At 48.1% G+C, this 12,916-nt stretch carries 12 protein-coding genes and 1 pseudogene; 11 read left to right on the top strand and 2 right to left on the bottom strand.

Going from position 1 to position 12,916, the window contains the following annotated elements; genetic code table 11:
• The 4 genes and pseudogenes from AK963_RS35295 to AK963_RS11070 all read left to right on the top strand — a co-directional run.
• Nucleotides 1-190, top strand: a pseudogene (locus AK963_RS35295) (IS630 family transposase); the annotation flags it as partial.
• Nucleotides 172-1,281 (top strand): cytosine permease, encoded by a 1,110-nt coding sequence (locus tag AK963_RS11075; RefSeq protein ID WP_066015509.1) that lies wholly within the window; start codon nucleotides 172-174, stop codon nucleotides 1,279-1,281. The pseudogene AK963_RS35295 and the gene AK963_RS11075, both read left to right, overlap by 19 nt.
• A gap of 2 nt (nucleotides 1,282-1,283) precedes the next feature.
• Nucleotides 1,284-1,451: a hypothetical protein gene (locus AK963_RS33215; RefSeq protein ID WP_175404490.1), complete on the top strand. Its 168-nt coding sequence runs from the start codon at nucleotides 1,284-1,286 to the stop codon at nucleotides 1,449-1,451.
• Nucleotides 1,452-1,481: 30 nt separating this feature from the next.
• Nucleotides 1,482-1,961 (top strand): nucleoside deaminase, encoded by a 480-nt coding sequence (locus AK963_RS11070; protein ID WP_066015508.1) that lies wholly within the window; start codon nucleotides 1,482-1,484, stop codon nucleotides 1,959-1,961.
• Nucleotides 1,962-2,001: 40 nt separating this feature from the next.
• On the opposite strand, the gene AK963_RS11065 is transcribed toward AK963_RS11070, so the two are convergent.
• Nucleotides 2,002-2,913: a LysR family transcriptional regulator gene (locus AK963_RS11065; RefSeq protein ID WP_066015507.1), complete on the bottom strand. Its 912-nt coding sequence runs from the start codon at nucleotides 2,911-2,913 to the stop codon at nucleotides 2,002-2,004.
• Between the two features lie 119 nt (nucleotides 2,914-3,032).
• Nucleotides 3,033-5,510, bottom strand: a complete 2,478-nt coding sequence (locus tag AK963_RS11060) for a penicillin-binding protein 1A (RefSeq protein ID WP_066015506.1) — start codon at nucleotides 5,508-5,510, stop codon at nucleotides 3,033-3,035.
• Nucleotides 5,511-5,809: 299 nt separating this feature from the next.
• On the opposite strand from AK963_RS11060, the gene AK963_RS11055 reads away from it, so the two are divergent.
• From AK963_RS11055 to aroB, 7 genes are all read left to right on the top strand, one after another.
• Complete coding sequence (locus AK963_RS11055; RefSeq protein ID WP_066015505.1) at nucleotides 5,810-6,874, top strand: pilus assembly protein PilM; 1,065 nt, start codon at nucleotides 5,810-5,812, stop codon at nucleotides 6,872-6,874.
• Nucleotides 6,874-7,437, top strand: a complete 564-nt coding sequence (locus tag AK963_RS11050) for a PilN domain-containing protein (protein WP_066015504.1) — start codon at nucleotides 6,874-6,876, stop codon at nucleotides 7,435-7,437. Before AK963_RS11055 ends, AK963_RS11050 begins: the two co-directional genes overlap by 1 nt.
• The gene (locus AK963_RS11045; RefSeq protein WP_066015503.1) at nucleotides 7,434-8,045 is read left to right on the top strand and encodes a type IV pilus inner membrane component PilO; all 612 of its coding nucleotides are present in this window, start codon (nucleotides 7,434-7,436) and stop codon (nucleotides 8,043-8,045) included. The genes AK963_RS11050 and AK963_RS11045 overlap by 4 nt, the downstream gene beginning before the upstream one ends.
• Nucleotides 8,042-8,578 (top strand): pilus assembly protein PilP, encoded by a 537-nt coding sequence (locus AK963_RS11040; RefSeq protein WP_238593701.1) that lies wholly within the window; start codon nucleotides 8,042-8,044, stop codon nucleotides 8,576-8,578. The genes AK963_RS11045 and AK963_RS11040 overlap by 4 nt, the downstream gene beginning before the upstream one ends.
• Before the next feature lie 258 nt (nucleotides 8,579-8,836).
• A complete protein-coding gene (locus tag AK963_RS11035) occupies nucleotides 8,837-10,876 on the top strand; it encodes a type IV pilus secretin PilQ (protein ID WP_066015501.1) in 2,040 nt (679 codons plus the stop codon).
• Between the two features lie 127 nt (nucleotides 10,877-11,003).
• Complete coding sequence (aroK, locus tag AK963_RS11030; RefSeq protein WP_066015500.1) at nucleotides 11,004-11,525, top strand: shikimate kinase AroK; 522 nt, start codon at nucleotides 11,004-11,006, stop codon at nucleotides 11,523-11,525.
• Nucleotides 11,526-11,539: 14 nt separating this feature from the next.
• On the top strand, nucleotides 11,540-12,619 hold the full coding sequence (gene aroB / locus AK963_RS11025) for a 3-dehydroquinate synthase (RefSeq protein ID WP_066015499.1): 1,080 nt from the start codon (nucleotides 11,540-11,542) through the stop codon (nucleotides 12,617-12,619).
• Nucleotides 12,620-12,916: the final 297 nt, after the last annotated feature.

Raw genomic sequence — 12,916 nt, 5'->3', positions numbered from 1 at the left:
ACCATTCGCACCGGAGTTAAACAGCTCAGAAAGGCTATGGGAGTGGATGCGGGAGCATGACTTATCAAACAAAGCATTTTCAGGTTATGAAAATATTGTAGATTGTTGCTGTGAAGCTTGGAATAACCTTTGCAGCGAAGCTGGTCGACTGTTCAGTCTGTGCTCCCGTGATTGGGCAGTTATACAGTAGTTAGAAAATTCAATTGGTATTACACCTTTGCCCTGATTTGCCGGTTCAGTTTTGGCAGCCTCGGGGCAAAAATTCCTGCCATTATGTACGCCTTTATCCAGTTGGGGTGGTATGTCATTCAGGCTGCGCTGTTTGGTCATTTGATTGCTGTCTATTTTGAGCTGAGTCCCTTCTTTGAAGCGCTGGCGATGATTGGCTCCTGTCTCTTTATGGGGTTGTTTGCTTTGAAAGGCATGCGGTGGATGAGTGTGGTGGGGTTGGTTTCAATACCGACCATGATTATGCTCTGCCTGGCAACAGCCATGCGCTCAATTCAGGATGGCGGCGGCTGGGCAACCGTTGCCACATTCTCAGGTGAAGAGACTGTTAGCTTTATGACTGCAGTGGGTCTGGTTCTGGGTACCTGGATTTTCGGTGCTTCCACGACCGTTGCTGATTTCAACCGGTTTGCCCGCTCAACCAAACATGTCATCGCTGGTTGTGCCACTGGGCTGTTAATTGTTAACAGCTTTATTATTGGTGTGGGCGCCATTGTGGGGGCGGCCTCTCAGCAATGGGACCTGGTTGAAATTCTTTTTGGCCTGGGCCTGGTTGTTCCCGCCTTTGTGCTTCTTACTACCAACCTGTGGACAACCAACAGCGCGAATCTCTACAGCGTTGGTCTGACGCTGAGCAGTGTTTTTCCAAAAGTCTCACGACAAACCATTATGCTTGGCATAATGATTCTTGCCTCTGTGCTGTCATTGTTTAAGCCTTATGAAATTGGAGCCGTTTTCGGCATGCTCACCGGTTTGTCGATCATTGTTCCACCACTGACCGGTATCGTCCTTGTCGATTTCTATTACCTCTGGAATAAGCAGTATCCGGATCACATTGAGAACCTTTCCTTCAAAACGGTTAATCCCTACGCCATTCTTGCCTGGCTGACCGGTATTGGTGTGGCGTTAGCCATTGATATTGGCTTTGCATCACTGAATGCCATGTTGGGTGCCGCGCTTTTATACGCACTGATTATGAAAGCCAGTCATCTGAAAATGCTGAGCAGCGGTGATGAGCCTCTGGTTACCCATCAAAAAACGCAGGAAGCCTGAACATGTATAAGTCATTGGCGTTGGGTGGAATTGTTGTATTGAGTGTTGGGTCTTTCATGAGTTGCCTGGGGGCTGGTCCGATTGCCATCGCAGGCGATGTCATTTTGCTTTCAGGGTGTGGGATCTCCACATGGGGATTCTGCTACTGGCAACCTGATAGTCAGGCTTAATGATAAATGTCTTAAAAAGGAAAAGAGAACATGCTGAACGACGAAGATTTAATGCGTCATGTGATCAAGGTTGCTGAACGCTCTGTGGCCAATGGCAATCACCCCTTTGCCTGTATTCTGGTAAGCCCGGAAGGGGAGGTACTGCTGGAAGCTGAAAATACAGTGGTGACCACGGGGGATAGAACCGGGCATTCAGAGAGAAATCTGGCGACCGCCGCTTCCATTAAATACAGTGAGGAGTATTTGAATCAATGCTCCATCTATATTAATGGTGAGCCCTGCGCCATGTGCTCAGGCAGTATCTACTGGTCTGGTATTGGTCGTGTCGTATATGGCTTTACTGAAGAGCAGTTGCTTGAGTGCACAGGTAATCATCCTGAAAATCCAACCTGCAGTCTTTCCTGTGACACAGTATTAAACAGTGGACAACGTAAGATCGACATCGTCGGAGGCGTGCTGGCGGAAGAGTGTCTTAAACCCCATTACACGTTCTGGAAACAGGTTGCCTGATGTTTCATATATTGTACCTGAAGCCTTCACTTATTAGGCTTCAGGCACAGTATATCGGCTCTCGGGCAAAGCGTTCCTGTAGCCAGAGTCCTCCCTTGCCAATGGTGGCCAGAGAGTTCCAAACCATATCAATGCTGACTTCCCACTGAGTGTAAGGGTACATTTCGTGTTTGATGCGCTTAAGCTCCCCACTCTCCAGTCTTTCCTTGACCAGACTGTTGGGAATAGCTGCCCACCCAAGTCCCTGGTTAATCATGGCAATAAGGGCTCCATAGTTGTCGCAGAACCATTGTCTTGTTGATACCAGGTGCTCCTGCTTTAACAGAGTATTTAAAGAGCGGCTATAGATCAGCTGGCGGTATTCAACCAGATCGCCCGTGGTGACAACTGTCCGTGAGGCCAAAGGGTGGTTGTGGTGAATGACTTCGGAGATCAGCATGCGTCCAATGCGCTGGAATCGCAGAGGTTGTTTGTACTGATCCTGACTCAACAGAATGGCGATATTCAGAGTCTGGCTGTTCAACCGTGACATGGTTTGAATGGAGGATGCGTGTTCAATATTGATGGAGACATCTGGAAAGACCTCAGCAAACTCTTCGAAAATGGCAGAGACGCTGGCATAAGGCAAAGACTCATCCAGAGCGAGATTGATGATCTCTTCTTCCTTGCCTGCACTTAATCGGTAGGCATGCTCTTTTAAACGAGTTGCCTGCATCAGGGCGGCTTCAGCTTCCCTTAACAGTGCTTTACCTGCCGATATTAGTTCTGGAACCCGGTGAGAGCGGTCAAACAACTCAACACCCAGGTCGATTTCAAGGTTGCTGACAGCGGTGCTGACACCCGACTGGGCTTTGCCCAAACTGCGGGCAGCCGCCGAGAAAGAACCTTTTTCTGCGACAGCAACAAAAGTACTCAGCATATCGAGGAAGGATGACACAGTGTTCAGCTCCATTCGCTGTAGAGCTGAGCACTATGTCTGTTTTATAAGAGTTGGGTGTTGATCTGCACCAATTTATTGTTTCAATAAACTCCCGGTAGTCCAGGAGGTATCTTGAACTGATTGCAGGCTGATCAGAAGAGGTCTTCCGGGGAAAACTCATGGTCCATCTCACCAAGAGATGGCATGCCTTCATCACTGTATTGCTGTGGGGCATTTTCCTGACGGAATATCTCGAAAATTGCGTTGGGGTCTCCGGGCAGGGCAAGCTTTCCGGTTTCTGGTGAAATCTTGAGGGTGATCATACCCTCCGGCTGTACAGGTTTATGCTCCGGTTTACCGTCCAGGGCGGTACGCATATAGTCAAGCCAGATTGGCAGAGCTGCATTTGCGCCATATTCCCAGCGCCCAAGTGTTGAGAAATCGTCCATGCCCATCCAGACGGCAGTCAGGACATCCGGGTTAAATCCAACAAACCATGCATCTTTACTGTCATTGGTGGTTCCGGTCTTACTGCCTATATCATGCCGCTTTAATGCCTGGGCCCGTCGTCCTGTACCTTTCCAGATTACATCATTCATAATGTCGTTCATGATGTAGTGAACCTGAGGTGACATAACGGATTTGGCGATGACAGGCTGATCGCTGGGTTCAGTTTGAGCCGGGACTTCCTGAATCAGCATTTCCTCAAACTCTGGATCGCTGAAAAGGGTGTTTTCTTCTTCGCCTTCAATCTCCGTGGTGTTTTTATTCAGGCTGGCAATGCAGCGTTCATTGCAGGCTATTGCCGGGTTGGCCTCAAAAATGAGTTCATCGGTAGTTTCAACTCGTTGGATGTACCAGGGCTCAATACGGAAGCCGCCATTGGCCAGAACGGCATAGCCAGAAGCCAGTTCAAGCGGTGTCATGGAGACGTTGCCCAGGGAGAGTGACAGGTCCCGGCTTAAAGACTCTTCCTTGAAGCCAAGCTGCTTCAGATAATTAACTGCCTTGCTGATGCCCACCTGGCGAAGAACGCGGATAGATACAAGGTTTCTTGAGCGATAGAGACCTTCACGCAGACGCATGGGGCCATTGAACTTCATATTGTCATTATTTGGACGCCAGCTATCTTCAAGGTTCGCATCATCAAAGACAATCGGCGCATCATTGACAATAGTTGCCGCAGTCATGCCATTAGCAATGGCGGCAGCATATACAAAGGGTTTGAAAGATGAGCCTGCCTGACGAATGGCCTGAGTGGCCCGGTTATACATGCTGTCATAGAAGTTGTACCCACCCACCAGAGCCAGAATGGCACCATTTTCCGGTTGCATTGATACCAGAGCTGCCTGTGCCTTAGGTTCCTGGGCCAGACGGTAGCTGCCATCTTTTGTGACCCTTACCCATATCTGGTCCCCGATTTTCAGAACATCTGAAGGTGTTTTAGGTGTATGACCAAAACTGTTTACGGTCAGAAAAGGTTTTGCCCAGTTCAGGTTTTCCCAGCTGATTTTACCGCTATTGCCGTCTTTCAGGCCGATCTCAACGTCCTCTTCTCCGACCCGGGTGACCATGGCGGGTAACAGAACGCCGGGAGATGGGGTTTTGTTGATCCTCTGCTGCCAGCCCTCTTCCGGAATATTGTCAAACAGGTTGGTGACCGGCCCTTGGTAACCATGGCGTTCGTTGTAAGCCATTAACCCATTGGCTACCGAGAGGTTGGCCGCCTTCTGGAGATCACTGCTTACGGTGGTGTAGACTTTAAAACCTTCGGTGTATGCATCCGGGCCATACTGTTCAACCATTTGCTGTCGAACCATTTCGGCTATATAAGGCGCTTCAAGTTCGATTTTTGCACCATGATAGCGGGCAGTTACTGGCTGGCTGACTGCGTCGATATACTCTTCATATGTCACGTAGCCCAGATCTTTCATTCTTCCCAGGATCCAGTCACGTCGGATCAGGGCTCGTTTGGGGTCGTTGATCGGGTTATAGCGGGAAGGTGCTTTTGGCAAACCGGCAATCATGGCAATTTGAGCCAGGTTCAACTCATTGATGGCTTTGCCATAGTAAACCTGTGCGGCGGCTTCTACACCATAAGAACGATTTCCCAAATAAATTTTATTGAGATAGAGTTCAAAAATTTCATCCTTGGACAGTTGCTGTTCTATTTGCAAAGCGAGTAGGATTTCATTGAATTTTCGTGAAAATACCCGCTCATGGCTCAGGAAGAAGTTCTTGGCCACCTGCATTGTTATTGTACTACCGCCAGATTGAATGCTGCCTGTGCTGACCAGTTGAACCGCAGCCCTCATCAGGCCCATGATGTCAACGCCGGGGTGGTAGTAAAAACGGTCATCTTCGGCGGCCATGAAGGCTTTGATCAGGTGAGTGGGGGCGTCTTCAAACTGAATGGGGGATCGACGTTTTTCGCCGAACTCGGCAATGAGCAGATTATCTTGAGAGTAAACTCGCAGAGGTGTCTGTAATTTGGCGTCTCGCAACGATTCTACAGAAGGTAGCGAAGGACTGAGGTATAAATAGGCACTGGCACTGACAAGCAGAATTCCACTGGCTACTGTTAATAGTGACCAGAACAGGAATTTAAGAAGTTTAACCGACCGTTTCATGCTGTTAGGGCATCCTGATAAAGCGAAGGCCACCGGCTGAAGTTGTGACATTTTTAAACTGTCTTGTCATAACAAGAGTCGTCCTGACAGCCGTTCGTGACTGAGTATTATACGGTGAAATGGCCTTCAGCTGAAAATGTGGTTTTCCTGTATGCGTTACAGTCTTGGTTTGTAGAAGGATTTTCCTTAAAAAACCAGTGTTTAGAGTTGGCTGAATGGCGGCTATAATTGCGAAAGTATACAGACTGTTATTTAATTAGAGCTGTTGATCTTATAACTAATAATCAAGGATTGCACCAGTGTTTGGGCTGCTGAAGAAAAAATCAAATGCCGTTTTAGGGGTGGATATAAGCTCGACATCTGTCAAGGTCCTTGAGTTAGGACTAAGGGGCAGCGGTTACAGAGTTGAAGCTTTTGGTGTTGAACCCCTTCCGCCGGGAGCCGTTGTTGAAAATAATATTCATGAAGTTGATGTTATTGGTGAAGCCGTTGCAAGGGCTCTCTCCCACTCCAGAACTGGCCTGAAAAACGCCGCAGTTGCTGTGTCAGGATCTGCCGTCATTACCAAAACCATTGATATGGATGCCTCCCTCAGTGAAGATGAGATGGAAACCCAGATCTCTGTTGAGGCAGACCAGTATATCCCCTATGCCATGGATGAAGTGGCCATCGACTTTGAGGTTCAGGGCCTGAACGAGAAAAACCCCGAGCGAGTTGAAGTTTTGCTGGCAGCCTGTCGTCGTGACAATGTTGAAATGCGCGAGGAGGCACTTCGGCTTGGGGGAGTGACTGCCAAGGTTGTTGATGTAGAAGCTTTTGCCATGGAGCGGGCATGCGAATTGATTGAAGGCCAGCTTGATCTGCCAGATCAGGATCCGGTGCTTGCTGTCGTCGATATTGGTGCCACGAAAACAACATTGAATGTGATCAGTCGGGGTAAAACCGTTTATACCCGCGAGCAGTTATTCGGTGGGCGGCAGTTGACGGATGAGATTCAGCGCCGCTACGGGCTCACCCCTGAAGAAGCCGAGAAAGCAAAGTGTAAGGGTGGGCTGCCTGATGATTATGAGCCTGAAGTTTTGGAACCATTCCGTGAAACGGTGGTTCAGCAGGTATCGCGCTCACTGCAATTCTTTTATTCCTCCAGCCAGTTCAATGATGTCGATGCTATTGCTCTTGTAGGAGGTTCAGCATCAATCTCAGGTATGGCGGAAATGATTCAAGATAAACTGGGGGTCCCGACCAGACTGGCAAACCCTTTTGCCGGAATGTCCATGGCTGGGAAAGTGGATACGGACCAACTGGCCAGTGAGGCACCATCTCTGATGATTGCCTGTGGCCTTGCCATGAGGAGTTTCGACTGATGGCAAGAATTAACCTTTTACCCTGGCGTGAAGAGCTCAGGAAAGAACGGAAGCAGCGTTTCATTGCCGTCTGGGCGGTAACGGTGCTGGTTGGTATTGGCCTGGTCTTTATTGGTGATCTTTACATCAGCCATAACATCAGTCACCAGCAGAGCCGTAACCAATATCTGCAGAATGAAATTACGCTGCTTAATCAGCGGATCAGTGAAATCAAGGATCTGAAAACCAAAAAAGAACAATTGCTGGAGAGGATGCAGGTCATTCAAAACCTGCAGGGAAACCGTCCTGTGATTGTTCGTATATTTGATCAGGTTGCACGAGTGGTTCCTGAGGGGGGTTATTTCAAGCAGATAACGCTGGAGGGAAATCGCCTGACTCTTGTTGGGGTTGCCGAGTCCAATAATCGTATCTCTGCCTTGATGAGAAACTTCGATAATTCTGAATGGTTTACTGAGCCAAATCTGACGGCGGTCAGGAAAGTATCGGCAAACAGTCAGCGCTGGAATGAGTTTGATCTAACCGTTAAGCAGATCAATCCCACTCAGGCCAAGGGGGGACTATGAGCCTTGCAGATTCGTTACAAAAGCTGAATGAGCTTGATCTGAATGACATTGATTTTGATAACATCGGCTCATGGCCTATGGGAGTCAGGGTTATTGCCTGTATTCTGACTCTGGCTTTGATTCTTGGGTTTGGTTATCAATTTCACCTGACCAGTTTGCAGAAACGGTATGATGTCGCGGCCAGTAAAGAGCAGGATTTACGTGAGCAGTATCGAATCAGAGCATTCCAGTCTGGAAACCTGAAAGCCTACCGTGAACAGATGGCGGAAATGGAAAACTCTTTTGGTGCGCTGGTAAAGCAGCTGCCCAGTGATACAGAGGTTCCTGGTCTGCTGGAGGATATTACCTTTACTGGACGCGGCGCAGGCCTTCAGATCGAAGAAATAAAACTTCAGGATGAAAATGTCAGCCACTTTTATATTGAGCTGCCAATAAGTATTGGCGTGACGGGCACATACCATGATCTGGGCAACTTCGTCAGTGGTGTCGCCAGTCTTTCGCGAATAGTCACATTGCATGACTTTGAGATTCGTCCGGGCAAGAATGGTCAGTTAACCATGAGCATCCTTGCAAAAACCTACCGCTACAATGATCAAGGGGGGCTATGATGAAGCTGCTTCAACTTGTAATTGTTGCGGGTACCGCGCTGATTCTTGCTGGATGCTCAGATGGAGGGCGTCAGGGGTATAAAGACATTGATGACTATATGGCTGAGATGAGGGCCCGTCCAACGGGTAATATTGATCCATTACCCCAGTTCAGGCCATATGAGGCATATACTTATCAGGCATCTGCCATGCGGAGTCCTTTTAAGCAGCCGGTGAGAATTGAACTGACGACTGAACAGCTCAATAGCAACATCAAGCCGGATCCATACCGTGTTAAACAGTATCTGGAGCAGTTTGAAATGGATTCGTTCCGTTTGGTAGGCTCTATCAGTAATGATGAAGGATTCTGGGGTCTGGTTCGCGGTACTGACGGTGTCCACCGGGTTCGTGTAGGTGATTACCTTGGGCGTAACCATGGTCGTATAACGTATATTGATGACCAGGAGTTGCGTGTGACTGAGATTGTTCCTGCAGGTCCAAGGTATTGGATTGAGCGACCAAGAGTTCTCCGCGTTAATTTTAATAGTCAGTGATTTTATTTCCGTTATTGTGAATTGATCATCATATTTCCAGCAAGGATGCTGCTGTCATACCCTGAACGGTTGACAGTACGCTGCTGGCTGTGTTGAGTTAGTCGATTGTTGTTCAGGCATGGGCGGCTTGTTTTTTTCTGGGGGAAGCTTCTTAGTATGAAAGGGTGTGGTATTGAGCCATCATGGCGGAATGGGCTGGATTATTTAAAAATGATGCCGATGAAAACAACAATTCTAATTCTGAAATAGGTAAGTTAGATGAATATTAGTCCCCTGTTGCAGGCTAGAGCTGTTCGAGGGCTTCTGTACACGTTGCTGGCAATGCTGCCTATTTCGGCGTGGGGTGTCACCCTGAAAAATATGGATGCAGCGGCATTGCCGGGTGAAATGGTTGAACTTCGTTTGACCTTTGATGGTGCGGCGCCGGTTGCTCATGGCTACAGTATCGAGAAGCCTCCACGAATTTCCATAGACCTGCCTTTCACTCGCAGTGAACTCCCGAAGTACAACGAGATTGGCTTTAATAATGCCAAGAGTGTAACTGTACTTGAGGCCGGTGACAGAACCCGTCTGGTTATTAACCTTCAGCAGCCTACCCGCTTCAGCAGTCAGGCTGATGGAAGGACGCTCAGTATTTATCTTGGTGAAGATAACAGTGCGGCTGCGGTTCAAAGGGAGTCGGCGCAGACAAGCCAGCCATCGTATCAGGCTGCTCAAATGAGACGAGGGATCACAGATATTGATTTTCAGCGAGGTGATGATGGTGAGGGTGAAGTCATCATCGCTCTGTCCGATGCCAAGATCCCGATGGATATGAATGAGCAGGGGGGGCGTATCCGTCTGGAGTTTCAGGGTAATGTACTACCTCAGAATTTGAGAAATCGCCTGGATGTTGTCGACTTTGCCACGCCGGTCAAGTTTATTGATGCTGCTGTTGAGGACGGTAACAGCATTATCATAATCGAGCCCAAGGGAGAGTTTGAGTATCTGGCCTATCAGACAGATAACCTGTTGACTGTCAGTGTCAAGGCTCCAGACCCTAAAGATCGCAGCAGAAGAAACTCAGGGCTTTCCTATAAAGGTGATAAGCTGTCGTTAAACTTTCAGGATATTGAAGTTCGGGCGGTTCTTCAGCTGATCGCTGATTTTACCGACCTGAACCTTGTTGCGTCGGATACCGTTGGGGGTAATGTTACCCTGCGGCTGCAGAATGTTCCCTGGGACCAGGCACTTGATATTGTGCTTAAGGCCAAAGGGCTTGATAAGCGTTTGGAAGGAAATGTTCTCACTGTGGCACCGGCTGCGGAAATTGCTGCACGTGAGCGTGAGCAGCTGGAGAACGAAAAACAGATTCGTGAATTAGCCCCCGTGTATACCGATCTGGTTCAGATTAACTACGCTGATGCTGCAGAAATTGCAACGGTACTGCAGGGTACAGAAGGAGCCAGCCTGCTGACAGAAAGGGGCTCGGTTCAGGTGGTTGCCAGAACCAATAGTCTGTTGATCAAGGATACTCAGGCCAAGCTGGATGAATTGAGAGCGCTGATTGATCAGCTTGATATTCCCATCCGTCAGGTCATGATTGAAGCTCGTATCGTAACACTCAGCTCGAATTTCAAAGAGGAGCTGGGTGTGAAGTGGAGTGGCTCAAAAGATGATGTTGTTTCAGGAAACAGTCAGGTTTCTGTTGGTGGTGGCCAGGATGGCGATGTATTCACTGACCTGAGTGTAACAGGAACGGGTTCAAGTGCGATTGCCATCGGCTTCTCCACCAATGGTGGTACCATTTTGAATCTTGAGCTTTCTGCCCTGTTGAGTGATGGTGGTGGTGAAGTAATTTCACAGCCAAAAGTAATTACGGCTGATAAGAAAACAGCGGTGATCAAGTCAGGTAAAGAAATTCCGTACGAAGAGAAAACCTCCAGTGGAGCAACTTCTGTTGCATTCAAGGATGCGGTGCTGGGTCTGGAAGTGACACCTCAGATTACTCCGGATGGACGGGTCATTATGGATATCAAGATCAATAATGACGACACAACTGATCAGGCATCCAATAACGTACCGATAATTTCGACCAATGAAATTACAACTCAGGTGTTGGTTGAAGATGGTGAAACCGTCGTTCTGGGTGGTGTCTTTAAGCAGAGTAAAAAACAAGGTGTTACTAAGGTTCCAGTACTGGGAGATATTCCCTGGGTTGGTGGCTTGTTCCGAAACAAAACTGAAAGTGATGATAAAGAAGAACTTCTGGTCTTTATTACGCCCAGAATCGTTACTGACGGAGTTTCATTGCGGTAAACTGTTTACTTATCGCGGGTTTTAAAATGTCTAACGGGAGCCTCGGCTCCCGTTTTTTTGTTGTCATAACTGCTTACGATGCGCTACGCTCGCTGCACACAGGCAGGAAGTCAGGCTGGCAAAGAGCATGCCATTAACAAATATCTATCTGATTGGGCCCATGGGGGCAGGCAAAAGTACCATTGGCAGGATGCTGGCAAAAGAGCTGGCGTGTCCATTTCTTGATTCGGACCATGTCATTGAGGATCGTAGTGGAGCGGATATTCCCTGGATTTTTGATGTTGAAGGTGAGCAGGGTTTCCGGGACAGGGAAAGCCAGGTTATCGAAGAAATTTGCTGTCAGAAAGGCGTGGTCATGGCAACCGGTGGAGGTGCTGTTGGTCGATCTGAGAACAGGCGGCACTTGAGCACCAATGGATTTGTTGTTTATTTAAGTACTCCTGTATCCATTCAATTGCAGAGAACGGAAAAGGATAAGCGACGGCCGTTACTGCAAAGGCCAGACCGTGAAGAAGTTCTGACCAGGCTGCTTGAAGAACGTGATCCGCTTTACCGATCCATTGCAGACCTTGTTCTGGATACTGCCACCATGTCACCCCGCCAGGTTATTAAAAAAATAATTCAAACGGTTGGTTTTGAAAAACAGTGAGGGAGTAATCAGCCATGTTGGAACTTAAAGTCGATCTGGGAGACAGAAGCTACCCTATTTTTATCGGCCCTGATCTTTTTTCAAACCCTGACTATTTTCAGCCCTACATCAAAGGAAGGAATGTAGCGATAGTCACCAACGATACGATTGCTCCTTTCTATCTGGAACTCATTAAGCGCACCCTGACAAATTATGATCTGACGATAATCACGTTGCCAGATGGTGAAAAGTATAAAAACCTTGAAACACTGAACCTTATTTTCGATCGGCTCCTACAGGAACGGCATACTCGTAAAACAACGCTGGTCGCATTGGGCGGTGGTGTTATTGGTGATATGACCGGGTTTGCCGCGGCCTGCTATCAGCGGGGCGTGGACTTTATTCAGGTACCAACGACGCTGCTCTCCCAGGTTGACTCCTCAGTGGGGGGGAAGACCGGTGTCAACCATGCCCTGGGTAAAAACATGATCGGTGCATTCTATCAGCCCAATGCCGTCATTATTGATACGGCGACACTGAACACCTTGCCTGACCGGGAGCTTTCGGCAGGTCTGGCAGAAGTCATCAAATATGGTTTGATTTGTGATAAGCCTTTTTATCAATGGTTAAAGGATAATATTGGGCGTTTGATGGATCGTGATCCGGAAGCGCTTTCCTATGCCATCCATCAATCCTGTCAGGACAAAGCCAGAGTGGTCGAGGCGGATGAGACCGAGTCCGGTATTCGTGCCATTCTTAATCTTGGACACACCTTTGGCCATGCAATAGAAACGCATACCGGTTATGGGTCCTGGTTGCATGGTGAGGCGGTTGCTGTCGGCATGGTAATGGCTGCTGACCTTTCCTGTCGGGAAGGCAATATATCCAGAGAAGATGTCAATAGACTTGTAGCTTTGCTTGAACGTGTCAGCCTGCCGGTAACGCCTCCCTCAGGTATTACCCCGGGTCGCTTTCTTGAGTTAATGGCAGTGGATAAAAAAGTACTGGATGGTCAGTTACGGCTGGTGCTTTTGGACGCTATTGGTGATGCAGTTGTGACAGACAGTTTTAGTCATAAAAATTTAATGGGCTGCCTTGAACAGTTTTGTTCCTGAATACTTTCTCAATAGCTGGAGAGTTCTCTCCAGCTCACCTCAAAATGATCACAGTTGTCCGAAAGCGTGTGAATCTGCTGCAAAAAGTTTCGATTTATCAGTCTTTTATTGTGGTTTTTACCTGCATTGATAAGGGTCATTTGTGATTGCAGCGACAGCCGTGTAAAATGGCGAGCCGTTTTGCGTGTCAGATGGTCATAAGCCAGATTTGGTTTTATGCAGTTAAACTGCATAATTATGGCGGGGGAGTCCGGTTATTAGAGGCAGAAAGCCCACCGGTTATCGAATAGTTATGGC

Source organism: Endozoicomonas atrinae (genome assembly GCF_001647025.1).
In the GTDB taxonomy this organism is placed as follows: Bacteria; Pseudomonadota; Gammaproteobacteria; order Pseudomonadales; family Endozoicomonadaceae; genus Endozoicomonas; species Endozoicomonas atrinae.
The sequence above is the reverse complement of the archived record's forward strand: the minus strand, read 5'-3'. Positions and strand labels throughout refer to the sequence as shown.